Source organism: Shewanella zhangzhouensis, from assembly GCF_019457615.1.
Lineage (GTDB): Bacteria > Pseudomonadota > Gammaproteobacteria > Enterobacterales > Shewanellaceae > Shewanella > Shewanella zhangzhouensis.
The window spans coordinates 1,625,232-1,648,298 of the sequence record NZ_CP080414.1 but is presented as its reverse complement, the minus strand read 5'-3'; the positions used below and the strand labels follow the sequence as shown (position 1 = coordinate 1,648,298).

24 protein-coding genes are annotated in these 23,067 nt (G+C 54.3%); 3 read left to right on the top strand and 21 right to left on the bottom strand.

Annotated elements, in window-relative coordinates; genetic code table 11:
* Window positions 1-210 precede the first annotated feature (210 nt).
* A complete protein-coding gene (locus K0H63_RS07130; protein ID WP_011759434.1) occupies window positions 211-1,524 on the top strand; it encodes a dicarboxylate/amino acid:cation symporter in 1,314 nt (437 codons plus the stop codon).
* Window positions 1,525-1,692: 168 nt separating this feature from the next.
* On the opposite strand, the gene K0H63_RS07125 is transcribed toward K0H63_RS07130, so the two are convergent.
* The 13 genes from K0H63_RS07125 to K0H63_RS07065 all read right to left on the bottom strand — a co-directional run bounded on the left by K0H63_RS07125 (window position 1,693) and on the right by K0H63_RS07065 (window position 15,673).
* Window positions 1,693-2,997 carry an inosine/guanosine kinase gene (locus tag K0H63_RS07125; protein WP_220067333.1) on the bottom strand — a complete coding sequence of 435 codons (1,305 nt, stop codon included), beginning with the start codon at window positions 2,995-2,997 and terminating at the stop codon, window positions 1,693-1,695.
* Between the two features lie 249 nt (window positions 2,998-3,246).
* On the bottom strand, window positions 3,247-4,230 hold the full coding sequence (gene hemH / locus K0H63_RS07120) for a ferrochelatase (RefSeq protein ID WP_220067332.1): 984 nt from the start codon (window positions 4,228-4,230) through the stop codon (window positions 3,247-3,249).
* A 119-nt stretch (window positions 4,231-4,349) separates the two neighbouring features.
* Entirely contained in the window at window positions 4,350-4,994 is a 645-nt protein-coding gene (gene adk / locus K0H63_RS07115) for an adenylate kinase (RefSeq protein WP_220067331.1), read from the bottom strand.
* 141 nt (window positions 4,995-5,135) lie between these two features.
* Entirely contained in the window at window positions 5,136-6,011 is an 876-nt protein-coding gene (locus K0H63_RS07110) for a tetratricopeptide repeat protein (RefSeq protein WP_434086751.1), read from the bottom strand.
* Between the two features lie 71 nt (window positions 6,012-6,082).
* Complete coding sequence (gene htpG / locus K0H63_RS07105; protein ID WP_220067330.1) at window positions 6,083-7,996, bottom strand: molecular chaperone HtpG; 1,914 nt, start codon at window positions 7,994-7,996, stop codon at window positions 6,083-6,085.
* Window positions 7,997-8,177: 181 nt separating this feature from the next.
* The gene (recR, locus tag K0H63_RS07100) at window positions 8,178-8,777 is read right to left on the bottom strand and encodes a recombination mediator RecR (protein ID WP_220067329.1); all 600 of its coding nucleotides are present in this window, start codon (window positions 8,775-8,777) and stop codon (window positions 8,178-8,180) included.
* Between the two features lie 13 nt (window positions 8,778-8,790).
* Entirely contained in the window at window positions 8,791-9,120 is a 330-nt protein-coding gene (locus K0H63_RS07095) for a YbaB/EbfC family nucleoid-associated protein (RefSeq protein ID WP_220067328.1), read from the bottom strand.
* A 140-nt stretch (window positions 9,121-9,260) separates the two neighbouring features.
* A complete protein-coding gene (gene dnaX / locus K0H63_RS07090) occupies window positions 9,261-12,056 on the bottom strand; it encodes a DNA polymerase III subunit gamma/tau (RefSeq protein ID WP_220067327.1) in 2,796 nt (931 codons plus the stop codon).
* A gap of 125 nt (window positions 12,057-12,181) precedes the next feature.
* Entirely contained in the window at window positions 12,182-12,727 is a 546-nt protein-coding gene (apt, locus tag K0H63_RS07085) for an adenine phosphoribosyltransferase (protein ID WP_220067326.1), read from the bottom strand.
* 164 nt (window positions 12,728-12,891) lie between these two features.
* Window positions 12,892-13,263 carry a YbaN family protein gene (locus K0H63_RS07080; protein WP_220067325.1) on the bottom strand — a complete coding sequence of 124 codons (372 nt, stop codon included), beginning with the start codon at window positions 13,261-13,263 and terminating at the stop codon, window positions 12,892-12,894.
* A gap of 315 nt (window positions 13,264-13,578) precedes the next feature.
* Window positions 13,579-14,334: an HvfC family RiPP maturation protein gene (locus tag K0H63_RS07075; RefSeq protein ID WP_220067324.1), complete on the bottom strand. Its 756-nt coding sequence runs from the start codon at window positions 14,332-14,334 to the stop codon at window positions 13,579-13,581.
* On the bottom strand, window positions 14,331-15,167 hold the full coding sequence (locus tag K0H63_RS07070; protein WP_220067323.1) for an HvfB family MNIO-type RiPP peptide maturase: 837 nt from the start codon (window positions 15,165-15,167) through the stop codon (window positions 14,331-14,333). The genes K0H63_RS07075 and K0H63_RS07070 overlap by 4 nt, the downstream gene beginning before the upstream one ends.
* Before the next feature lie 62 nt (window positions 15,168-15,229).
* Complete coding sequence (locus K0H63_RS07065; RefSeq protein ID WP_220067322.1) at window positions 15,230-15,673, bottom strand: HvfA family oxazolone/thioamide-modified RiPP metallophore; 444 nt, start codon at window positions 15,671-15,673, stop codon at window positions 15,230-15,232.
* A gap of 280 nt (window positions 15,674-15,953) precedes the next feature.
* Between K0H63_RS07065 and dusC the strand changes: the two genes are divergently transcribed.
* A complete protein-coding gene (dusC, locus tag K0H63_RS07060) occupies window positions 15,954-16,904 on the top strand; it encodes a tRNA dihydrouridine(16) synthase DusC (RefSeq protein ID WP_220067321.1) in 951 nt (316 codons plus the stop codon).
* Window positions 16,905-17,094: 190 nt separating this feature from the next.
* Window positions 17,095-17,448, top strand: coding sequence for a TraR/DksA C4-type zinc finger protein (locus K0H63_RS07055; protein WP_220067320.1), 354 nt, complete (start codon window positions 17,095-17,097; stop codon window positions 17,446-17,448).
* A 142-nt stretch (window positions 17,449-17,590) separates the two neighbouring features.
* Here K0H63_RS07055 and ndk read toward each other — a convergent pair whose 3' ends face one another.
* The 8 genes from ndk to iscU all read right to left on the bottom strand — a co-directional run bounded on the left by ndk (window position 17,591) and on the right by iscU (window position 23,064).
* A complete protein-coding gene (gene ndk / locus K0H63_RS07050; RefSeq protein WP_011759417.1) occupies window positions 17,591-18,022 on the bottom strand; it encodes a nucleoside-diphosphate kinase in 432 nt (143 codons plus the stop codon).
* 151 nt (window positions 18,023-18,173) lie between these two features.
* Window positions 18,174-18,335, bottom strand: a complete 162-nt coding sequence (locus K0H63_RS07045; RefSeq protein ID WP_011759416.1) for a hypothetical protein — start codon at window positions 18,333-18,335, stop codon at window positions 18,174-18,176.
* 154 nt (window positions 18,336-18,489) lie between these two features.
* The gene (rimK, locus tag K0H63_RS07040; RefSeq protein WP_011759415.1) at window positions 18,490-19,395 is read right to left on the bottom strand and encodes a 30S ribosomal protein S6--L-glutamate ligase; all 906 of its coding nucleotides are present in this window, start codon (window positions 19,393-19,395) and stop codon (window positions 18,490-18,492) included.
* Window positions 19,396-19,552: 157 nt separating this feature from the next.
* A complete protein-coding gene (fdx, locus tag K0H63_RS07035) occupies window positions 19,553-19,888 on the bottom strand; it encodes an ISC system 2Fe-2S type ferredoxin (RefSeq protein ID WP_011759414.1) in 336 nt (111 codons plus the stop codon).
* Between the two features lie 8 nt (window positions 19,889-19,896).
* Window positions 19,897-21,756, bottom strand: coding sequence for a Fe-S protein assembly chaperone HscA (gene hscA, locus K0H63_RS07030; protein WP_220067319.1), 1,860 nt, complete (start codon window positions 21,754-21,756; stop codon window positions 19,897-19,899).
* Between the two features lie 54 nt (window positions 21,757-21,810).
* Complete coding sequence (gene hscB, locus K0H63_RS07025) at window positions 21,811-22,335, bottom strand: co-chaperone HscB (RefSeq protein WP_220067318.1); 525 nt, start codon at window positions 22,333-22,335, stop codon at window positions 21,811-21,813.
* Between the two features lie 9 nt (window positions 22,336-22,344).
* Window positions 22,345-22,668, bottom strand: coding sequence for an iron-sulfur cluster assembly protein IscA (iscA, locus tag K0H63_RS07020; protein ID WP_011759411.1), 324 nt, complete (start codon window positions 22,666-22,668; stop codon window positions 22,345-22,347).
* Between the two features lie 12 nt (window positions 22,669-22,680).
* Window positions 22,681-23,064, bottom strand: a complete 384-nt coding sequence (iscU, locus tag K0H63_RS07015) for a Fe-S cluster assembly scaffold IscU (RefSeq protein WP_011759410.1) — start codon at window positions 23,062-23,064, stop codon at window positions 22,681-22,683.
* Between the last annotated feature and the right edge of the window lie 3 nt (window positions 23,065-23,067).

Here is a 23,067-nt window from a genome sequence, read left to right as displayed (position 1 = left end):
CTGTTACTCTAGTTAAAATACCTAAGCATTCCGCTTCTTACTTATAGGCTAACAATACACAATTTTCATGTAACTTTTCTATTACCCGATTCTTTTATTTCGTGGTTTTACCAGAAAACTTTAGTTAATTGCCCGTTTCCTCGGCACCGCTTTCTTGCTAGGCTTTTGTGCGCCAAAACACAAAAGCACAAAAAATAAACAGGAAAATCTATGGCTGCTGCACAATCCAGTAAAATTGGCCTGACAGGCAAAATCTTAATCGGCATGGGCGCCGGTATTTTGATAGGTTTGCTCCTTCGTAACTTTTTCGGCGGCAGTGAATGGGTTCAGGACTACATCACTGAGGGTTTTTTCCATGTGATAGGCACTATTTTTATCAACAGCCTCAAGATGTTGGTGGTGCCTCTGGTGTTTATTTCACTGGTCTGTGGAACCTGTTCTCTGAGTGAACCTTCCAAGTTAGGCAGACTGGGCGGTAAAACCCTCGCGTTTTATCTGTTTACCACGGCTATCGCACTGGTCGTGGCCATCTCTGCTGCGGTACTTGTCCAGCCCGGCAATGCCTCTCTGGCCTCTGAAAGCATGCAGTATTCCGCCAAGGAAGCCCCCAGTCTGGCGGATGTGCTGATCAATATAGTGCCATCCAACCCAATGAAGGCTCTCAGCGAAGGAAACATGCTGCAAATCATTATTTTTGCGGTGATTTTTGGCTTTGCCATTTCACACATTGGTGAACGTGGACGCCGTGTGGCAGCCCTGTTTGATGATCTCAACGAAGTCATCATGCGTGTGGTAACCCTCATCATGCAGCTGGCTCCCTACGGTGTGTTTGCCCTGATGGGGAAACTCGCACTGACCCTGGGCATGGAAACCCTCGAGAGTGTGATTAAGTACTTTATGCTGGTCTTGGTGGTACTGCTGTTCCACGGGTTTGTGGTGTATCCGACCCTGCTTAAATTGTTCTCCGGCCTGAGCCCGCTGATGTTCATCCGTAAGATGCGTGACGTACAGCTGTTTGCCTTCAGTACAGCCAGCTCTAACGCTACCCTACCCGTAACCATGGAAGCGTCAGAGCATCGTCTGGGCGCCGATAACAAGGTCGCCTCTTTCACCCTGCCACTGGGTGCCACCATCAACATGGATGGCACTGCCATTATGCAGGGCGTAGCAACTGTGTTTATTGCCCAGGTGTTTGGTATCGACCTGACCATTACTGACTATGCCATGGTTGTGATGACAGCCACTCTGGCCTCAATCGGTACTGCCGGTGTGCCTGGCGTGGGCCTCGTGATGCTGGCCATGGTGCTCAACCAGGTTGGTTTGCCGGTGGAAGGCATTGCGCTCATTTTGGGTGTGGATCGTATGCTCGATATGGTGCGTACCGCAGTGAACGTTACCGGTGATACTGTGGCTACCGTGGTGATTGCCAAGTCTGAAGGCGCCCTCAATGAAGCCGTCTTTAACGACCCCAAAGCCGGTAAAACGGCTGGCAGCTTTGATGCCGAGGTCCATCGGGGCGAATAGCACATTCCGGGGAATGTATGTCGCGGGGGCTATGGTCCCTGCAATTCTCGGTTTACTGCTAAAACCCGGTAACAACAGAGATAAAAAAGGCGCCATCGGCGCCTTTTTTATCTCTGTCTATTTATCTGCCCCGCTACGTAAAATCTCTTTTACTTCAGGGCGCTGGGATTAACGCTCCCAGTACGACTCTTCCAGGCTGTCTTCACGCTCGGGCAAAGCTCTGGATAAACGTGGGCTATGCTGGGCCAGCACTTCATAGGCTACGCGATTGGCATACTTACAAATTTGCGAGAATGACGAATAGCACAGGCCTTCGTTTCTGTGTTTGCTGGATCCGGGAACATTAACCTTGTGGAAATTGTTCGCCGCCAAGTCATGAAGCAGTGCTGAAAGCGCCCCATCACCGGCCCCATTGGTGTTGCGGATTTGCTCCGGGCCGCCCATATAGGGCGAAATGTGCGCATACACCTTGATGGGCTCACGGCAATCACGCTTACGCATCGGACGGGAAAACTCAAAGCGGTTGAACTCGGGTATGGCGCCTGGCAGCAGCGTATGGCTGGTTTCACGCTTGTCACTCTCTTCGGTGTAACCTGCGGTGTAAAGACCAATGGGGCCCGCTGTTGTCAGCACCATATCACACCATTCCAGCGCTGCCTCACTGGCAAGCAGTGGGTCGGCAAAGCCTGTCAGGGCCTCACCTTCATCTTCGTTCATGGCCAAAATAGTGACGTTGTCGCGAATAAAGGCCTGCCACCATGCTGGGTCTTCCTGAATTAGGAAACGGGTACCCAGGGTCAGCACCACGGGGACATCAGCTGCCTTGGCGTATTCAATGGCCTTGAGCGCTGCCTGGCTCATGCCATCGCCCTCGGCGGCTCGCATCAGGTAGGCTGTCAGTACCAGCGCCGCACTGCCCTGTACCACATCCTTATCGATAAAGTCGGGCGTCAGCTTGTCCATGGCGCCCGTGCTGATGGCAAAGGTACGCTCACCACAATCAGAAATCAGGGTAAAACAGCGGCCAATGGGGCCATCTACCGGCTGCAGGTGATTCAGGTCGACCTTGGATGAGGTGTGGCACAGGTAGCGATAGGCATAACTGCCTACCTCGATGGACTTACTCATTACCCCAAACAGTACTGAGCGATCGTCAGCCAAAATGGAGTAGTTATGTACTGTATTGCCAATGGTGCCACCGGCAAACTCGTCACTGATAAGGTTATCGCGCTTGAGCTCTTCATAGAGTGCGTGGGCGGTAGCATCATCAATCAGGGTAGAATTGCCTTTGGGCAACTGATAGCGCACCAACAAGTCTTCAGCGACCTTGGCTTCAATGTCCACCAGGGTTTGGTCAATGCCACTGATATAGGTCTGCTTAGGCTGAGGTTGCTGAGTCAACTGCTCAAGCAGCGGATCTCGGGTATTCACGGGGAAGTAGTGTTTTGACTTGCGCTGGCCAGGAAACTTCATAACGGGATCTCTGTTCTTTGCCTATTTGCACTATTGCAGAGTTGCACTTGCCGCATCCATGCAGGTCAGGTCCGGTGCCATGCATGGCACCGGACTTAAACAAGTAAAGTTGATTTTAGGCCGGAGCGATATTCATCGCCAAAAGGCGGGGAGATCCACACAAAAGAAAGCTGCAAATACCGCCGCCTGGCTCAAAGGCGGCAGATTCTATCACATTTTAAGACGCTGACCAGTGATGAGAAAGCCGCATCAGCCAACTTGCCAGCCGAGGCTCTGCTCCCTGACGAGTTCAGCCAGCAATCGGATATGACCATCGTCATCGTTCAGGCAGGAAATGACTCGGTATTGCTCGCCACCGGCATGGATGAAGGACTCTTTACCCCCTTCGGCAATCTCTTCGAGCGTTTCCAGGCAATCTGCCGAAAAAGCAGGACACATAATGTCCACCTTCTTAACACCCTTGCCCGGCAGACTCTCGAGCAATTCGTCGGTATAAGGCGTCAGCCACTCTTCTTTGCCAAAGCGGGACTGAAAACAGACCTGCCATTCGTCATTGCCAAGGCCAAGCTCTTTGGCAACGAGCCTTGCGGTTTCCTGGCACTGGGCCTGATAGGGGTCGCCTTCGGTTATGTACCTCAGCGGCACACCGTGGAACGACATCAACAAGAGTTCAGCTTTGCCGTCAGCCTCCCACAGGCGACGAACAGAGTCAGCCAGAGCCCGGATATACAGCGGATGGCGGTAATACTCGCGCACCATGCGCCAGTCTGGCAAACGTCGCCATGACTTGAGCACCCCGGCAACCCCATCGAACACACTGGCTACCGTCGAGCAGGAATACTGCGGATACAGAGGCAACACCACCACACGGTCTATCCCCTGGGCCTTGAGGTTTTCGAGCCCCTGGCTCAGCGACGGGGAACCGTAGCTCATCCCAAGTTCAACCGGAACTTCATGGCCATAAAGACTGCTCAGTTCGGCGGCAAGCTTCTCCCGCTGACGCTGGCTGATAACCATCAGCGGCGAACCCTCATCCCACCAGATGCTTTGATACAGTTTGGCCACTTTGCCAGGGCGGGTATTGAGAATGATGCCATTCAGAATCGGCTTCCAAATCCAGGGGGATAAATCCACTACCCTGGGATCGCTCAAAAATTGCTTTAAAAAACGACGCACAGAAGGGGCGTCGGGGGCATCTGGGGTGCCCAGATTGACAAGGAGTACTCCAAACATTGGCTTTTCCTGGCTCACATCTCACCTCAAATTGGCAAACTTTGGCTTAGCCTATCATAGGCCAAAAAACAAAAAAGCCTGTTTTCACAGGCTTTTCTACAAAGTGCGATCTCTGGCTATCAGCTCAGGGCTGCCTGGATCAACTTGCTGACCTCGGCCACGCTCTGGGTACCATCGAACTTGGTGTACTTGGTGTTACCTTCAGCAGCAACCTTGCCATAGTAGTCAACCAATGGCTTGGTTTGCTCGTGGTAAATACCCAGACGCTTACGCACTGTGCTCTCTTCATCATCCGGACGGATAACCAGATCTTCACCGGTCACGTCGTCCTTGCCTTCCACCTTGGGGGGATTGAACACAACGTGATACACACGGCCTGAGCCAGGATGTACGCGGCGGCCGCTCATGCGGTTCACAATTTCTTCATCAGGCACGTCAATTTCAATCACATGATCGATGCTGATGCCATTGGCAGCCATGGCATCGGCCTGAGGAATGGTACGTGGAAAACCGTCCAGCAGGAAACCTTTGGCGCAGTCGTCCTGAGCAATGCGCTCCTTCACCAGACCGATGATCAGCTCATCAGAAACCAGCTGACCTGCGTCCATCACTTTCTTGGCTTCCAGACCCAGTGGTGTGCCGGCTTTTACGGCAGCACGCAGCATGTCGCCGGTAGAAATCTGGGGGATTCCGTAGTGTTCCATGATGAACTGAGCCTGGGTACCTTTACCGGCACCTGGGGCGCCCAATAGGATAATGCGCATCGGGGAGTCCTCTTAAATTCGCATCGATATTCTTCTTAGGGCGGCGATCTTCGCACATAAACCCGCGCTTTAGAAGGCCTGCGCTTTCGACTTTAGCCTCAGTTGGCATAAAAAAGTGTCTAAATTGGCGCAGACTTTTACTCAATAAAGCAGGCTGTAAAGTTTGCGCCTGAAGCCGTTGGCGATAGGGCTGCCCTGCCCCATGGCCGTTAAAATGCCCATAAACGCTTGTTTTACTTCACCGCCTTCGGCGCCCAGATCCCGTTTGAGCACGTCAAAAAGCAGCTCCAGCGCCTCTTCTTCACGTTTGGCCTGTGCCAACGCCCTGGCAAGCTCAATTCGTAGCGCGTGATTGTCGGGTGCGCTGGCGAACCGGCTTTGCAGCTCCCGAACCTCCGGGGTATCCGCCGCCTCTTTGGCAAGCACCAGCTTTGCCTTGAGGCTGTGGTAATACGCGTCCTGATCGGCAAGACCCACGGCAGCCAGACGCAGCTCGGCGCTGCTGAGCTCGCCTTGGGTAATTTCCGCTTCTGCCATCAGCAGCGCCCATTCGGCACCTATGGCTGCGGCATCCATTTCGATGCTTTTAAGCAGCGCTAAGGGATCCGCATCCTGGCCATCGGCCAGTGCTTGCTTCGCCTGCTGCAAGACTTGCTTCCAGGCCTGTGGCAGATGCTGAGCCAGCATGGCATCGAGCTCCGCATCGGTTTTATCGCCGGCAAAACCATCGACCGGCTGGCCTTGGCTAATCACCAACACGGTTGGCAGCGCCTGAATGCGAAAATAGGATGCGATTTCCATTTCGATTTCGCAGTTTACTGTGGCCAGCACACCGCGCCCATTGATGACCTGTGCCAGGCGAGTATTCATCGCCACACTGTCTGGGTGTGACGGCGCGAAAAAACTCAGGACTATGGGCGCTTCGAGCGATTTTTCCAACACAGACTGGATATTGTCCCGGGTCAGCGCCACGCCGGCCATGGCAGTATTTTCCTGTTGAGGTATCCCTTGGGTCATAGGTGCTTCCCCTGAATGTAAAAAAGCCATTATCAAAAAGACAAACGGGGGCATTCGCCCCCGCAATCAGTTTAGCCAACCGATTTAAGCAGCATCTGGTTCACCAGCTTGATGAAGGCTGATGGGTCTGCCAGGCTGCCACGCTCAGACAGGGTAGCCTGCGCCAGCAGCATCTCGGCCCACTCGGCAAACGCCGCTTCATCCTGCTCTTTATCCAAACGGGCCACCAGCGGGTGCGTTGGATTGAGTTCAAGCGTTGGATTGGATTCTGGTACTGGCTGACCTGCGGCCTGCATCAGCTTGATCATCTGGCTCGACATTTCTCCTTCCCCTGTGACCACACAGGCGGGCGTATCGGTCAGACGGGTGGTAATTTTCACGTCACTGACTTTGTCACCCAGAGCAGACTTGAATCGCTCTACCAAGGGCTCTGATTCCTGGGCCAGTTTCTCCTGCGCTGCCTTCTCGGCCTCGTCTTCCAGGGCGCCGAGATCCAGATCGCCGCGGGTCACAGAGTGCAGAGCCTTTTCTTTATAGTCGTGCAGATGGTTAATCAGCCACTCATCGATGCGCTCAGACAGCAGCAACACTTCGATGCCCTTCTTCTTCAACAGCTCCAGGTGTGGGCTGTTGGCTGCGGCCTCATGGCTGTCGGCCACTATGTAGTAAATCTTTTCCTGCCCTTCCTTCATGCGGCCGATGTAATCATCCAGCGACACTGACGGCGTGGCATCGCCCGTATGGGTTGAGGCAAAACGCAGCAAACCCGCAATACGCTCACGGTTGGCAAAATCTTCCGCCGGACCTTCTTTGAGCACGGTACCAAACTCGGCCCAGAACTGCTGATACTTATCAGTATCGTCTTTGGCCAGCTTTTCCAGCATCGACAGCACGCGTTTGGTCAATGCCTGACGCAGATTGCGGGTGACCTTGTTATCCTGCAGGATTTCACGGCTCACGTTCAGCGGCAAGTCGTTGGAGTCAATCAAGCCCTGCACGAAACGCAGGTAAGATGGCATAAATTGCTCAGCGTCATCCATGATGAACACCCGCTGCACAAAGAGCTTGAGGCCATGCTTGCGGTCACGGTTCCACAGGTCCCAAGGGGCCTTGGCCGGGATATACAGCAGGCTGGTATATTCCTGATTACCTTCAACCTTGTTGTGGCTCCAATCCAGAGGGTCAGCAAAGTCGTGGGAAATGTGCTTGTAGAATTCTTTGTATTCGTCGTCGCTTACCTCTGACTTGCTGCGGGTCCACAGCGCGGTGGCCTTGTTCATTGCCTTCCACTGACCTTCAGTGGCAGGCATTTTCTCACCATCGGGACCATCACGCTCAGGGGTGCCTTCCTGGTACATTTCAACCGGAATGGAGATATGGTCTGAGTACTTGGTGATGATGGAACGAAGACGCCAGTCATCGGCAAACTCTTTTTCTTCATCACGCAGGTGCAGCACGATTTTGGTGCCGCGCTCTGCTTTGGTGATGGTTTCAACGCTGAAGTTACCTTCGCCTTCCGACTCCCACTTCACGCCTTCGTCGGCGTTGTGGCCTGCAGCGCGGGTAAACACCTCAACCCGCTTGGCGACGATAAAGGCCGAGTAGAAACCCACCCCGAACTGACCAATCAGCTGTGAGTCTTTGGCGCTGTCGCCGGAGAGGTTTTTAAAGAACTCGGCAGTACCCGACTTGGCTATGGTGCCCAGGTGTTCAATAACGCCGTCGCGGGTCATACCAATGCCATTGTCTTCAATGGTCACTGTGCCCTTGTCTTTGTCGGCGCTTACGCGTACCCGCAGCTCACCGTCACCTTCATACAGGCTGTCGTTGGTCAGCGCCAGGTAACGCAGCTTGTCGGCGGCGTCGGCGGCGTTGGAGACCAATTCACGCAAAAAGATTTCTTTGTTGGAGTACAAAGAGTGGATCATCAAATGCAAAAGCTGTTTGACTTCTGTTTGAAAACCATGGGTTTCTTGATGCGACATCTCAGTTCCCTTTTCTTTCGTGTTACAAAAACATTCAGGTATTGGGGCGCGTTGCCCGGATAGAACTGAAATGGGGGCGATGACACACTTTTCAAGGGCAAGGGTGAAAGCGAGGTTTAAGCGAGCAAAAAAACAACAAAAACGCCCCGACAAAGCGGGGCGTTTTTCGTCTTTAACAGTTTTAAAGTGGCAAGCGGCCGTTAAAGCTCAGCGCCAGGGTGGTGCTGTCGACGTATTCAAGCTCACCACCCACAGGCACACCGTGGGCAATTCTACTCACGGCAACCCCGGCGCGGCGGGCGATATCGGCAATATAATGGGCCGTTGCATCCCCTTCAACCGTGGGATTAGTGGCCAAAATCAGTTCACTGATACCACCGCCGACCAATTGCCCTTCAAGGAGAGAGAGCCCAAGCTCCTCGGGCCCTATGCCGTCCAGGGGAGACAAGTGCCCCTGCAGCACAAAGTAGCGCCCCTGAAAATGGCCTCCGGACTCAATGGCCAGCACGTCCGCCGGGGTTTCCACCACACACAGGGTGTCGGCTTCGCCGCGCCTGCTACTGGAGCAAATCGGGCACAAAGGCTGCTCGGTGAAGGTACGACACTTTTGGCAGTGACCCACTTCGCTCATGGCCCGGGACAGGGTGTCGGCCAGGCGAATGCCCGCTTTACGATCGCTTTCCAGCAGGGCAAAGGCCATGCGCTGGGCCGATTTAGGCCCTACTCCCGGCAGGCAACGCAGGCTTTGAATAAGCTCATCCACCAGCGGACTGAATTTCATCGGAAACGTATCCTCAGAAAGGCATCTTCATGCCGGGAGGCAGTTGCATGCCGCCGGTCACTTCCGCCATCTTGGCTTTCTGGTTTTCTTCAACGCGACGGGCAGCATCGTTACAGGCTGCAGCCACCAGGTCTTCCAGCAGCTCTTTATCGTCTTCCAGCAGGCTTGGGTCAATTTCCACTTTGCGTACGTTGTGGGTACCTGTCATGGTGACTTTCACCAAGCCGGCACCAGACTCACCTGTGACTTCCATGCGGGCAATTTCTTCCTGCATCTTGGCCATTTTTTCCTGCATCATCTGGGCTTGCTTCATCAGGTTGCCCATTCCGCCTTTTCCAAACATACGCTTAATCTCTTTCGGTTGAGGCCCGCAGCCGTGCGGGCAAAATGAATTTGTGAACGGTGAAAATGAAGTTGGCTAATCTTACTGAAATCTCAGGCATTGGCAATTATCACGGTCACAGGGATGCCATTAAATGCGATTCAGACCACAGGCTCCTGAGCCAAAGCCGGTGGCGTTGGCAGGGCCCTGCCCCGCTGGGCCAGCAGTTCTGGCGGATAGCCAATGCTGTCGTCATCAAACCAGGCGCCGGCCTGCTCCATGAGTCTCAGCACAGCGGGATCGGTATTGAGCGCCGCTCTGGCATCACTCAGCAGCTCACGGTGAAAACGGGCACGGATATCCAGCGGGGTTTCCCGTCCCGGGACCTCACCCACCTCCAATGCGATTTCAGCCTCGTGACCTAGGGCTTTGGACAGCGCCTCATTGAGCTGCGCAATAGCCACAGGCGCAGCCAGATGCTTTTGGTCCTGTTTCAGCACAAGAGGGATGGGATTAGACCATTCCAGGCACACCGAATTGACCGCCAACTGGCGAACCCGTCCGCCAATCTCCAGCGCTCCCATCAGCTTGTACCAGCGAAGGTCAGTTTCGTCACCGCAAATGCGACTGGCTGCACCGACATTGGCAGTATGCTGCCCGTCGCTGGACGAGAGTTCGTCCTCGTGTGTTTCCACTTTAGCCTGCGGTGCTACTTGAGATTGTGCTGTGTGAGACTGTACAGCGAGAGACTCGGGTGTCTGCGTTTGCAGCGCAGCCGATGTGTCTTCCTCTGGGTGAACCTTACCTCGCGCCTCGGTCTCAATCGGCGCTGAGTCTCTGTTTGAACCCTCATGAAGGGCTGATCCCGGCGCTTTTGACCTGTCATCAGCAGCAAGTGCTACCGGGGTTTCCCAGGGCGGCCTGTCGTCATCGGCCGCCACATCAGCACGCGATACACTGACTTCGGCTTGGGTACGCGCAGCCGCTTGGGTGTTGGCTGACATGGCAGCGGGTGGAGTTTGGTCCTGCTCGCCCGTGTCTGCCGGCTCTGCAGTTACCGGGACGGCACTATTTTCCTGCGCCGCCATGCGGCGGCGCTCGAAACTGGATACCGGCTTTTTTGCCTCATCCTCTTTCGCCTCCGAGGTGATACCACTGAGTAAATCTTCTCTGGCAGCCAAAACGGCATCGAGCAGGTCATCACCAAACGCAGAAGCCGAGGCGTTATCAGGTTGTGCTGCCACGACCTTTGCCTCGGCCCCCCCAGCATCTGTTTGAGAATGAGCGCTGTGGGGCTGCACGCTTTGGGGCGAAGCATTGGAGAGCTGAACGTCAGCGCCATCTTCAAGCCCTCTGTCCACAGGGGGCGCAGAGATATCGGCCGAATAGCTTTGCGGATAGTCCGCATACGCCATTTCATCAAATAATGGTGGAGCATCATGTAACGGGAGGTCGTTGTTATCGGCGTTTACTGAGTCGTACCCGGGATTGAAACCCTGGCTCTCGGCCTGGGAAATCAGCACGTTTTGCTCAGCAAACAGGGCGGCAGACTCGGCCTCCTGTACATCGTCATCGCCGCTCAGTGCCGTTTCGGCGGCAACCGAACTGTCAGCCTTGGCTGTTGGCTCCGCAGTCGCCCTGACCGGGCTTTCGGCACCTGTCACCGGAGCTGTAATACCCGCACCCGGCACTGGAGCCACTGGAGCCACTGGAGCCACTGGAGCCACTGGAGCCACTGGAGCCTGCTCAGTGATAACAGCTTGCTTAGGCGCGTTGTCCGCTTGAGGTGCACTCTTTTCTTCTGTCGATGGCGCGACAGACTTGAGCGCCTCAGCAGCCGACAGGCCCTCACCTGACTGCCAACGGCTTACCGGCTTTTCGGGCACAAAGCCCACGGCGCGAAGCAGACTCATTTCCAGCCCGGACGCCGGGTCGGGAGCGTAAGGCAAATCTTTACGGCCGCTGAGCAATATTTGGTAATAAAGCTGCACCTGCTCAGGCTTCAATATTTTGGCCCAGGCAAGTACCGCGGCGCCGTTGTCACTGATGCTGGCTGTGGCCGGGGCAAATTGGGCGAGACTGATTTGATGCAGCAGCTCCAGTAACGCCCTCAATACCTCATCGGCATCGGCGCCAAAGCCCAGTGCGGTACGAGCCGTGGTGAGCAGTGTCTCGATGTCTCCCTGGCAGAGAGCGTCGAATAAACTCAGTATTTGGCCTTTATCTATGGCCCCAAGCATGGTTTGCACCTGGGTCAGGCGCACTTCTCCCCCACCAAAGGCAATTGCCTGGTCGGTTAGGCTCAGGGCATCACGCATACTGCCGGCCGCCGCCTTGGCGAGCAGCGATAAGGCATCCTCATCGAATCCCAAGCCCTCGCCGCTGAGAACCGCAGCCAACTGCGCCTGAATCTGGGGCTGTGTAAGCGCTTTGAGATTGAATTGCAAGCAGCGGGACAGCACGGTCACCGGCAGTTTTTGCGGGTCGGTGGTGGCGAGCAGAAATTTTACGTGCTCAGGCGGTTCCTCGAGGGTCTTCAGTAACGCGTTGAACGAGCTTTTGGAGAGCATGTGCACTTCGTCGATGAGGTACACCTTAAAACGGCCGCGACTGGGGCGATACTGTACGTTGTCGAGGATTTCCCGTGTGTCATCCACCTTGGTACGGGATGCAGCGTCCACTTCGATTAGGTCAACAAAGCGGCCTTCGGCAATCTCGCGGCAGGCACTGCATTGGCCACAGGGTGTGGCAGTGATCCCCTGCTCGCAATTCAGCCCCTTGGCAAAAAGCCTGGCCAAACTGGTTTTACCCACACCCCGGGTGCCGGTAAAAAGGTAAGCATGGTGTAATCTTTGCTGACCGAGGGCATTGGTCAAGGCATGAAGTACGTGGGATTGGCCCACGACCTCGGCAAAATTGGCAGGGCGCCATTTTCTGGCCAACACCTGATAGGACATGTCACTCCCCACTTACAAAATCGGTCGGGAGCCTGTGTCCCGTCATGGGGCAAACATACCACGCTGAGGGGGGCGATGCCATAACGCCATGACGGGGCAGGAAGTGTGAGGGTTCAAGCGTTGGATTAATCGCCTTCGAACTCACACAATTTACAGATTTCCAGGCCCATGGCCTGCAGACGCTTTTCACCACCCAGATCCGGCAGGGAAATAACAAAGGCCGCGTGGGCCACATCACCGCCCAGACGGCGAATGAGTTTAACCGTGGCTTCGATGGTACCGCCGGTGGCCAGCAGATCGTCTATCACCAACACCTTGTCATCAGCCTTGATTGCATCCACGTGGATTTCCAGGGTGTCGTGTCCGTATTCCAGTTCATAGCTTTCGCTGATGGTTTCACGGGGCAGTTTGCCAGGCTTGCGTACAGGCACAAAACCCACACCCAGTTCCAACGCCAGCGGTGCACCGAACAGGAAACCACGGGATTCAGTTCCCACGACTTTCGTGAAGCCGGAATCCTTGTAGCGTTCAACGAGCAGCTTCATGGCTGTTTGATAAGCGGTGTGATCCTCAAGCAGGCTGGTCACATCACGGAACATAATGCCGGCTTTGGGGTAATCAGGAATGGTTTTAATGCTTTGCTTGATAAGCGCTAAGCTATCTGTGTTCATAGGACATTCACGTTAGATTTGCCGGCTTCGCCGGACTTTGACAACAAAAAAGTCCACGAAATGTGGACTTCAAATTTAATCCGGCTAAAGCTTAAGCTCCTTTGCCTGTGGATGCAACCGCCTGAACACCCGGCTGCCAGTGTTGACGGTCACAAAATCGGCACTCAGGGTGTATCTTCAAGCTCAGGCACTGAGTACAGAAAAGCCAGCAAAGCCACCAGTAACGAAAACAGCATCAGTTTGACCCACAGCAGCGGCACGACAGCGATGCTGATGGCAAAGCTCAGGCTCGACAGCACCATGGCTTTCCGCTTGAGCCCACGTCTTATGGCCTTTTTTTGTTCCCAGTTATTGAGAGCATCGGCAAACCAGGGATGCGTCATCAACCAGCGGTGCAAGCGTTCGCTTGAGCGGGCAAAACAAAAGGCAGCCAGCAGCACAAAGGGCACAGTGGGCAGCAGGGGTAAAAACACGCCAGCCACTCCCAGCACCAGGCTTATCAAACCAATCACCAGCAACACACTGCGCTTTATCACGCCTTCGCCCCCTTGGGTTTCGTCCTTTTATGCAGGCCCAAAACAAAGGCCACTCAATTGAGTGGCCAAGTATACCCTTGTTCCGAACTTAGATTAAGCCGGCAAGTTTGAGCCATGACAGGCTGGCAGGCAGGGTTGGAACCAGAAGAACCAACAGAAAACCAATAAGATACCAAACGTTGAAGGGCTCTTTGAAATTAGCGTCCATGTGGACTCCTCTACAAAATGTACGACCACTGCCGTGATGCAGCTCACAAAATGGGCGCCATTCTAGCGGTTTGTCCTGAACGATAAAACCAACTAAGTGTAGGGTTATTACAACTTTTGCACTACCACACCCCGGACAGCCATTTGCCCAAGCACCTGAGCAATGCCCTCCCGGAGCTGCTGCCCGTCAAAGTTGGGGTAAAGTGCCTGCATTTTTTGCAGTAGCTCGGTGTACTCAATACCGGTACTGACTTCCAAAACTGCCAACAGCTGCGCCGTCATAGGGTTGAGTTTCAAAAAGCTCACCTCATCATCCCCATCCCGATAGAGACAAAAATAGCAAGGCGATGGCAGAGGGGAGTCCGGTTGATACTGGGGTGAAATTTTCTCGACCTCAAAATGGTACTGCGCCACCCGGGCATGGGATGCCAACCCCAGCCGAGCCTGAAGGTAGGCTTTTTGCGCCAATGCGCCGTCATCGAAAGCGGCTTCATCGCCCTGCTCCACCGCTGTGGCCACCACCAGCTCCAGCCATTCATAGTGCGCCAGCTCCAGCAAAAACGGCGGCTCGCCTGCCAGGGGCTCACGGGCACTTAAAAAAGCCAAAAACTCCCCGGCGATGCCAATAAACAGCGGATTTTGGCAGTCATGCTCGATAAAGAACTGCCGCAACAGCGCCTGCCACTGCGCGTCCCCATAGAGGCTCTTGAGCACCGGAAAAGCACTGTTTACAAAACCACTGACGTTGTTGAAAAAAAGTTCGCGATATACCCCCATCCTCTGGGGGGCTATCCCATAGGGACAGGGTAAATCCGGTCTGCGGATGGCCTCGATAAAATCGGCCTGGATATCCTTAAAACTCATCCGGCCCTCCTGCTGGTGCGAATTGCCGCAGCCTGACAATCCCGGATGCGATCAATTTCCTGAAGCAAGATCTCGGTCGGCGGAATATTGAAATCTCTTTCGAGCAAGGTGGGTAAAGGCCCGTGCAGCGCATAACAGTCGGCGAGCAGTTGCCATACCGGGTCCACTATGTCTGCCCCATGGGTATCCACTATCAGGTCGGGGGCTTCCACGTAGTGGCCTGCCACATGGAGATAACGTATGCGCTCGGTGGGCATGGCCGCCAGATAGGCAGCCGCATCATAATTGTGATTGATTGAATTCACATAGATGTTGTTCACGTCCAGCAGTAGCTGGCAATCTGCTTCCTCCAGCACCGCCAGCACAAACTCCTGCTCTGTCATCTGTGCGCCGGGCGCGGCGTAAAACGAGATGTTTTCCAGGATTAACGGCCGCTCAATGATGTCTTCCACCTGCTTAACCCGCCCGGCGATATGACGAACAGCCTCCGGGGTAAAAGGCATGGGCATTAAATCGTACAGGTGCCCCGAGCCAGAGCAGTAACTCAGGTGCTCTGAATAGACTGCGATTCCGTGCAAATCGAGAAAGGCTTTAATGCCCTTGATAAAGTCAACGTCCAGCGGCGCACTGCTGCCGATAGACAGGGACAAGCCGTGACAGAAAAATGCATGACGCTCGGTTAAGGCACGGAATTGTTTGCCGTATTTACCACCAAGCGCCATCCAGTTTTCCGGGGCAACTTCAAAAAAATCGATTTGTGCCGGAACCGATTGACTGAATTCAGCCAACATTTCGCGCCTTAGCCCCAGTCCGGCCAGCGAGGATACTGCCATGTGATCACCTCTGCCTGCGAATAAAATGCCACGCGGGTTATTTCCCGCGTGGCTGCCTGTTATCAGTGAGCGCCACCGCACTTGCCTTCTTTGGCTTTTTCAGTGCCTTTAGCTTCGCCACACTTACCTTCTTTGGCTTTTTCGGCAGCTTCATGGCCTTTCTTCATGCCTTCGCCACATTTGCCTTCACCGCACTTGCCTTCTTTGGCTTTTTCGGCAGTTTCATGGCCTTTTTTCATACCCTCACCACACTTACCTTCGCCGCACTTACCTTCTTTGGCCTTCATGCCTTCACCGCATTTACCCTCACCACACTTACCTTCTTTGGCCTTTTTGCCTTCGCCGCACTTACCTTCACCACATTTACCTTCGTCACCCACCAGCTGGTAACCGGCGTGCATTTCATCGAAGCCAAAAGGGTTGGCCTGCGCTTCGGCTGCAAACGCTGCGCCCACAACAACGCTTCCCAGTGCAACTGCAGCGGCGGTTTTCTTGATGCTGTTCATAGTCTTCTTCCTTCTGTGTGTTTCAGTGAGTTATGACGGCCGCCTTTTGCTGCCAGTCTGCTTAACCAGACCCATGGCGACCTGTTTTTATTTCAAATTTCCAATGCACTCACAGAAATTTTTTAAAAAGAGTGCAAGGCAGAGCCTTTAAGCTAGACACTTTTACCATGGGTATCAAGTTGTTGGCATTGGAGTTGTTCCAATCTTTTTCCACGCTTGGTAAAGCTGCGGGCGCGCGGTAAAATGCCGCGCTTATTTTTAATGGATGCGGGATATCAGCTTGCGAATTATTTTGGCCCCAATGGAGGGCGTGCTGGATCATTTGATGAGGGAGCTGCTCTCCTCCATCAACCCATACGATCTCCTGGTTACCGAGTTTGTGCGCGTGGTGGATCAGCTATTACCGGAAAAGGTCTACTATCGCCTCTGTCCTGAGCTGAAAAACAACGGCCTGACCAAGAGTGGTACCCCGGTGCGGGTTCAGATATTGGGCCAGGAACCCGGTTGGATGGCCGAAAACGCCCTGCGGGCGGTGACCCTTGGCTCCCGAGGTGTGGATGCCAACTTTGGCTGCCCGGCCAAAATGGTTAACCGCAGTAAGGGTGGTGCCGTGCTGCTGCAATATCCCGAATTAATTCACGACATTGTTAAAGCCATGCGTCAGGCAGTGCCCGGCGAGCAACCGGTCACCGCCAAAATTCGTCTGGGGTACGAAGACAAATCCCTGTTCATGGAAAACGCCCTGGCCGTATACGAAGCCGGCGCCACCGAGCTTGCCATTCATGCCCGCAGCAAGGTCGACGGTTATAAGCCGCCCGCCTATTGGGAGTACATCACCGAGGTGCGTGAGCGCTTGCCCATTCCCGTCATAGCCAACGGCGAAATCTGGAGCCGTGAGGACGCAGAGCGCTGCATGGAAGTAACAGGCTGCGACAGCATCATGATTGGTCGGGGAGCCTTGTCAATGCCAAACCTGGCTGCCAGCATCAAGGGTGATACCCCCTATGATTGGGCCACCACCCTGAGATTAATGATCCATTACTCGGAGCTGGAAACCTCAGGGCTCAAGGCCACCTATTACCCGGCACGCATCAAGCAGTGGTTCAGTTACCTGAGCAGGCAATATCCGGAAGCAGATGAGCTGTTCAGGGAAATCCGCATTCACAAAACCACCGAGGACATACTGGATGGCCTCAAACTGGCGGCATCCAGGCTGGCGCCAATGGAGTAAGAATGGGCGGCACTTAAACAGGGCCGCGCGCTTACAACTGTGGCAATCTTTGATCTGCAAAGGCTTTACACCCAGCTGAAATGAAAAATCGAACGGTGTTTTGATCCTTGTCATAGTCCCGCGCACCGGGGCTACTAGACTGAAATCCAATCCATGTTGAATTGGACTTATGTAACGACAGGGGATAACCGTGACTATAGCCAACACCAGACAAGCTTTATCACAGCTTGAAGCCACACTCAGGGAAGAGATAGCGGCACTCCCCTTCCCCGAGCTACAAGGCTCGGCCTTAAAAGCCTCGCTGAGCGAGCTTATCGATACCCTTACCCGACTGCACCTGGCGGATGATCCCATCTATGACAGACTAACCCGCCTGGATGCGGCGCAATGTCAGTTGGACTTGGGACTCTACGGCCTGTGTGCCGACTGCGAATCCGAAATAGAGCAGGAGAGGTTGATACGGGATCCGACCGTTCAGCGCTGCCTGGCCTGTGACGACCATTATCGCCATGAGCACAGACACGAGCTGCGGCTCAATCACTGAGGGCGGAGCACGCTAACACAGAGGATTCACTGTTAAGGCATGGCCATCATTTGCAGAAAACGGCATATGAGTCTGGCCACACCTTGGGCGATGGAAAATAAAAAAGGAGCCATTCGGCTCCTTTTTTATTATCGGCAACTGATTAGCGAGTGCGTGGGCACAGCTCGTCAGCAGCGAAGAAGTAAGCGATTTCGCGCTCGGCAGAAGCCAGAGCGTCAGAACCGTGTACAGCGTTTTCGTCGATGCTGGCAGCGTAGTCAGCACGCAGAGTACCGCGGGCAGCTTGAGCTGGGTTGGTAGCACCCATGATTTCGCGGTTGGCCAGAACGGCGTTTTCACCTTCCAGAACCTGAACCATGATAGGACCAGAAGTCATGAAAGATACCAAGGCGCCGAAGAAAGGACGCTCGCTGTGCTCAGCGTAGAAACCTTCAGCCTGCTCTTTGGTCAGGTGAACCATTTTAGCAGCGATGATTTTCAGACCAGCAGATTCAAAACGGTTGTAGATAGCACCGATGTGGTTCTTGGCAACAGCATCAGGCTTGATGATAGAAAAAGTGCGTTCGATCGCCATAACTAGCTTCCTTTGATGAGCAAGTTTGTAAAATTCGCGCGGATTATACGGGATTTATTTCACAAAGCCTATCTTTATCACATAGACAGGCACACCAAACCTTGCAAAGCCGGGGCTCTGCAAGGTTTGGTTCCGAAATATTTGATAGGGCTTATTTGCGGCCCTTGGCCCACCACCAGGTACCGGCAATGGCCACCAGCGCTATGGCAGGCAGCAGGTCCATCATATGGTGGAAGAGCCCCACTCCACCGTGCCCCTCATGGGCCATGGCAGCGGCGGGAACAAGCAGGAGCAGAGGCAGTACAGATTTCATGGCAGCGTCCTTTTATTTATAAGCATGAATGCCGCACCGGGCGGCCATGTGACAAGCTTACGCCCATGGACAATGCCGAGTTTGACGGCGATCAAAGTTCACATGGGCTTACAAAGACTTAACCTTAAAATCCATCCTGGATCACAAAATGGCCTTAACCACGGGCACCCGTTTGCTTGGGTTTCTTATGGGCGGCTTTCTCGATAAAGGCAATGATGGCGCCGGCAACATCCTTACCGGTGGCGCCTTCTATGCCTTCGAGTCCGGGAGATGAGTTGACTTCCATCACCAATGGGCCGTGGTTTGAGCGCAGCAAATCCACGCCAGCTACATTCAACCCCATGGTCTTGGCAGCGCGGACGGCGACAGAGCGCTCTTCCGGCGTCAGCTTAACGAGAGTAGCACTGCCACCGCGGTGCAAATTGGAGCGAAACTCACCGGGCGCAGCCTGACGCTTCATGGCTGCTACCACCTTGTCACCCAACACAAAACAGCGAATATCTGCGCCATTGGCCTCGCGGATATATTCCTGCACCATGATGTTGGCCTTAAGGCCCATAAAGGCTTCAATCACGCTCTCGGCCGCTTTACGGGTCTCGGCGAGCACGACACCTATGCCCTGGGTGCCTTCCAGCAATTTAATCACCAGCGGAGCACCACCTACCATCTCGATCAAGTCAGGAATATCCGACGGCTTATTGGCAAATCCGGTGATCGGCAGACCAATACCACGACGAGACATCAGCTGCATTGAACGCAGCTTATCCCGGGAACGGGTCACGGCGACAGATTCATTGAGGGTATACACCCCCATCATTTCAAATTGCCTCAACACGGCACAGCCGTAAAAGGTGATGGCCGAGCCTATGCGCGGGATCACGGCATCGAAAATAGGCAGCTCTTCCCCGGCAATGTGAATGCTGGACGCCCGCATATTGATGTTCATATAACACTCAAGGGGGTTAATGACCCTGACCTCATGACCCCGCTCTTTGGCGGCCTCCACCAAACGACGGGTGGAATAGAGTTCTGGCCCCTGAGATAAAACAGCGATCCGCATTCATGACTCCGATAATGAAAAACCCGCGCATCATACGCGCCTTTTGCATAAAAGCAATCTCGGCCAATTGCCGCTGTGGCCAGTGCCAATAACTATAGCGAGACGGCCGAAAAAAAAGCCAGTCATAAGACTGGCTTTCATTATCTAAAGGCGCTGATTAGCCTTCGCTGACCATGTTGATGGTGTACTTGGGAATGTCGACCACCAGGTCACAATCCACGACCTTAGCCTGGCAAGACAGACGGCTTTCCGGCTCCAGTCCCCAGGCTTTGTCGAGCATATCGTCTTCCAGTTCATCCGACGGTTCAAGCTCATCAAAGCCTTCACGTACCACCACGTGACAGGTGGTGCAGGCACAGGATTTTTCACAGGCGTGTTCGATGTGGATCCCGTTTCTTAAGGCCACATCCAAAATGGACTCACCCACCTTGGCCTCAACCACGGCACCATCCGGACAGAGTTCTTCGTGAGGCAAAAATACGATTTGCGGCATGTTGTTACCTATATAGTGTCGACCGACTGGCCCTTGAGGGCGTTGCGGATAGAATTGTCCATACGTTTGGCGGCGAACTCCTGGGTTTGGGTATCCAGTCGCTCAATGGCCGCCAAAATAGCATCGGCATCATCGCCTTTGGCCATCTCGGCAAGTTCGGCCATGGCCGCAGTAATATCGTTAAGCTCTGCCTCAGACAGCAGCTGCTTGTCTTTGGCAAGCGCCGAGTGCAAGGACTCCAGTACACGGGCTGCTTCTACCTGCTGCTCAGCCAGCATGCGGCGGCTGATGTCTTCCTTGGCATGCTTCATGGAGTCTTTGAGCATGGTGGCAATTTCAGTATCTGACAGGCCAAAGGAAGGCTTCACCTGAATGCTGGATTTCACTCCGGTGGACTTTTCCATGGCGGTGACGCTGAGCAATCCATCGGCGTCCACCTGAAAAGTGACCCGAATGTGGGCAGCGCCGGCAGCAAGCGGTGGAATCCCCTTCAGCGTAAAGCGCGCCAATGAGCGGCAATCCTGAACCAGCTCACGCTCGCCCTGCACCACGTGGAACGCCATGGCGGTTTGGCCGTCCTTAAAGGTGGTGAATTCCTGCGCACGGGCAACCGGAATGGTGGTATTGCGGGAAACGATTTTCTCCACCAAACCACCCATGGTCTCGATGCCCAGCGACAAAGGGATGACATCCAGCAGCAGCAAATCTGATTCTGGTTTGTTGCCCACCAGAATATCCGCCTGAATGGCCGCGCCAATGGCAACCACCCGGTCCGGGTCAATACTGGTCAGCGGCGCCTTGCCAAAGAAGGCTTCGACTTCGGAGCGCACCAATGGCACCCGGGTCGAGCCGCCTACCATCACGGTCTCCAGCACTTCATCGGCATTGATACCCGCATCACGCAGCACGCGGCGACAGGCGGCGATGGTCTTTTTCACCAAGGAGGCAATCAGGCCATCAAAAGTCCCGCGGTCGATGTCCAGCTGAAAACGCTGGGCCTGATAGTCAAGGGTCGCAGTGACTGTGTTGGTGTCCGTAAGGGCTTCTTTTACTCTGCGCGCTTCAATCATCAGCTTACGACCGAGGCTGGTATCGGCCAGATCCAGTCCCCATTGCTGGGCAAGATATCCGCCGAGCAGATGATCGAAATCATCGCCGCCAAGGGCCGAATCACCACCGGTGGCCAGTACTTCAAACACACCGCGGTTCAGACGCAAAATAGAAATATCAAAGGTACCACCGCCCAGGTCATACACGGCGATAACGCCTTCCTGACCGGAATCCAAGCCATAGGCGATGGCAGCGGCGGTGGGTTCATTGAGCAAACGCAGTACTTTCACACCCAGAAGCTGGGCGGCATCCTTGGTGCCTTGACGCTGAGCATCATCAAAGTAGGCAGGCACAGTAATCACGGCGCCTTCCAGGCTACCGCCAAGGGTATCTTCGGCGCGGGCGATAAGCGGGCGCAGAATTTCGGCCGAAACCTGTACCGGGTTCACCTGTCCCTGAGGGGTGTTAAACAGCGGCAAACCGTTTTCACTGGCACTGAACTGATAAGGGAAACGCTGACTGCCAGCCTCAATGTCTGCCAGGCTGCGCCCCATGAAACGTTTTACTGAGACTATGGTATTGGCGGCATCGGTGGCGCTGTGCAGTTCGGCATCCTGGCCAACAGAAATACCGTCTTTTGCATAACGCACGATAGAGGGCAGAGAATGGCGGCCCTGGGCATCGGCCAGGGTTTTGGCTTCACCGCTTCGCACCGCGGCCACCAAAGAGTTGGTGGTGCCAAGGTCGATACCGACTGCGAGTCTGTGTTGGTGAGGCGCGGCGCTTTGGCCGGGCTCGGCGATTTGCAATAAGGCCATAGGTGTCCAACTTAACTTACGCCGGCGAACGGCGCCGGCTTAAAAAGGGATGTGTCAGTCCAGCAGTGCGTCTTCCGCCCGCTCAAGTTCCAAATGCAATTTTGCCATAAACTTGAGCTTGCGTACCTGATCTGCCGCAGCTTGCCAGTCAGTGTTATCGTCGCTCACAAGCAACGGCTTGAGCTTGGCCGTCACCTGCTTTTGGAAGTCTCCGAAAGACTGGTACAGCTCAGCAATCAGGCTATGGGGGTCGTCTGCGTGGGTAATCTCTTCCAATGCCTCACGCCATTCCATTTGCTGCATCAGGAAAGCGGTGTCGCGCACGGTTTGGGTTTCATGACGAATATCGACCCCCTTGAGCGCGAGCATGTGCTCGGCACGACGAATGGGGTCTTTGAGGGTTTGGAAACCGTCGTTCACCATGGCAGTGCGACTGACTGCGAGCAGTTTTTCCTGCTCACTGGCGGCGGCAAACTTATCGGGATGCACGGTACGCTGAAGCTCGCGGTACTTGTCCGCGAGCTCACTGGTATTGACATCGAAAGCAACCGGAAGGTTAAACAGCTCGAAGTAATTCATAAAACCGGATTATACGGTGAAGCTCTCGCCGCAGCCGCATTCTCCCTTGGCATTGGGGTTATTGAATTTGAAGCCCTCATTGAGGCCTTCCTTGACGAAATCGAGCTCAATACCCTGCAGGTAGATGAAGCTCTTGGCATCGATGATGATATTGACACCGTCTATTTCGTAGACTTCGTCGTCATCGTTAAGATCGTCAACAAATTCCAGCACGTAGGCCATACCCGAGCAGCCAGACGTCTTGAGACCGAGACGAAGGCCTACGCCCTTGCCACGATTGGCAAGGAAGGCTTTGACTCGCTCATTGGCTGCGGGTGTCATAGAAATCGCCATACGAACTCCGAATTACTTGGCTTGCTTGTGCTTGTACTCTTCCAGAGCTGCCTTGATGGCATCTTCGGCCAGAATAGAACAGTGGATCTTCACCGGTGGCAGAGCCAGCTCTTCGGCGATGTCCGTGTTCTTAATGGCAGCCGCTTCTTCAATGCTCTTGCCTTTCACCCATTCGGTGACCAGGGAGCTTGAAGCAATGGCGCTGCCACAGCCGTAGGTTTTGAATTTGGCGTCTTCGATGATGCCGGCGTCGTTGATTTTCAACTGAAGTTTCATCACGTCACCGCAGGCAGGCGCGCCCACCATACCGGTCACTACGCTGGGATCGTTCTTGTCAAAAGAACCCACGTTACGGGGATTCTCGTAATGATCTATCACTTTTTCACTGTATGCCATGAT

Excerpts from the sequence above, each read along its gene's own strand:
- K0H63_RS07130 (WP_011759434.1), top strand. The coding sequence starts at position 211 with ATGGCTGCTGCACAATCCAGTAAAATTGGCCTGACAGGCAAAATCTTA.
- K0H63_RS07125 (WP_220067333.1), bottom strand. The coding sequence starts at position 2,997 with ATGAAGTTTCCTGGCCAGCGCAAGTCAAAACACTACTTCCCCGTGAAT.
- hemH (WP_220067332.1), bottom strand. The coding sequence starts at position 4,230 with ATGTTTGGAGTACTCCTTGTCAATCTGGGCACCCCAGATGCCCCCGAC.
- adk (WP_220067331.1), bottom strand. The coding sequence starts at position 4,994 with ATGCGCATTATCCTATTGGGCGCCCCAGGTGCCGGTAAAGGTACCCAG.
- K0H63_RS07110 (WP_434086751.1), bottom strand. The coding sequence starts at position 6,011 with ATGACCCAAGGGATACCTCAACAGGAAAATACTGCCATGGCCGGCGTG.
- htpG (WP_220067330.1), bottom strand. The coding sequence starts at position 7,996 with ATGTCGCATCAAGAAACCCATGGTTTTCAAACAGAAGTCAAACAGCTT.
- recR (WP_220067329.1), bottom strand. The coding sequence starts at position 8,777 with ATGAAATTCAGTCCGCTGGTGGATGAGCTTATTCAAAGCCTGCGTTGC.
- K0H63_RS07095 (WP_220067328.1), bottom strand. The coding sequence starts at position 9,120 with ATGTTTGGAAAAGGCGGAATGGGCAACCTGATGAAGCAAGCCCAGATG.
- dnaX (WP_220067327.1), bottom strand. The coding sequence starts at position 12,056 with ATGTCCTATCAGGTGTTGGCCAGAAAATGGCGCCCTGCCAATTTTGCC.
- apt (WP_220067326.1), bottom strand. The coding sequence starts at position 12,727 with ATGAACACAGATAGCTTAGCGCTTATCAAGCAAAGCATTAAAACCATT.
- K0H63_RS07075 (WP_220067324.1), bottom strand. The coding sequence starts at position 14,334 with ATGAGTTTTAAGGATATCCAGGCCGATTTTATCGAGGCCATCCGCAGA.
- K0H63_RS07070 (WP_220067323.1), bottom strand. The coding sequence starts at position 15,167 with ATGGCAGTATCCTCGCTGGCCGGACTGGGGCTAAGGCGCGAAATGTTG.
- K0H63_RS07065 (WP_220067322.1), bottom strand. The coding sequence starts at position 15,673 with ATGAACAGCATCAAGAAAACCGCCGCTGCAGTTGCACTGGGAAGCGTT.
- ndk (WP_011759417.1), bottom strand. The coding sequence starts at position 18,022 with ATGGCGATCGAACGCACTTTTTCTATCATCAAGCCTGATGCTGTTGCC.
- K0H63_RS07045 (WP_011759416.1), bottom strand. The coding sequence starts at position 18,335 with ATGAAATCTGTACTGCCTCTGCTCCTGCTTGTTCCCGCCGCTGCCATG.
- rimK (WP_011759415.1), bottom strand. The coding sequence starts at position 19,395 with ATGCGGATCGCTGTTTTATCTCAGGGGCCAGAACTCTATTCCACCCGT.
- fdx (WP_011759414.1), bottom strand. The coding sequence starts at position 19,888 with ATGCCGCAAATCGTATTTTTGCCTCACGAAGAACTCTGTCCGGATGGT.
- hscA (WP_220067319.1), bottom strand. The coding sequence starts at position 21,756 with ATGGCCTTATTGCAAATCGCCGAGCCCGGCCAAAGCGCCGCGCCTCAC.
- hscB (WP_220067318.1), bottom strand. The coding sequence starts at position 22,335 with ATGAATTACTTCGAGCTGTTTAACCTTCCGGTTGCTTTCGATGTCAAT.
- iscA (WP_011759411.1), bottom strand. The coding sequence starts at position 22,668 with ATGGCGATTTCTATGACACCCGCAGCCAATGAGCGAGTCAAAGCCTTC.
- iscU (WP_011759410.1), bottom strand. The coding sequence starts at position 23,064 with ATGGCATACAGTGAAAAAGTGATAGATCATTACGAGAATCCCCGTAAC.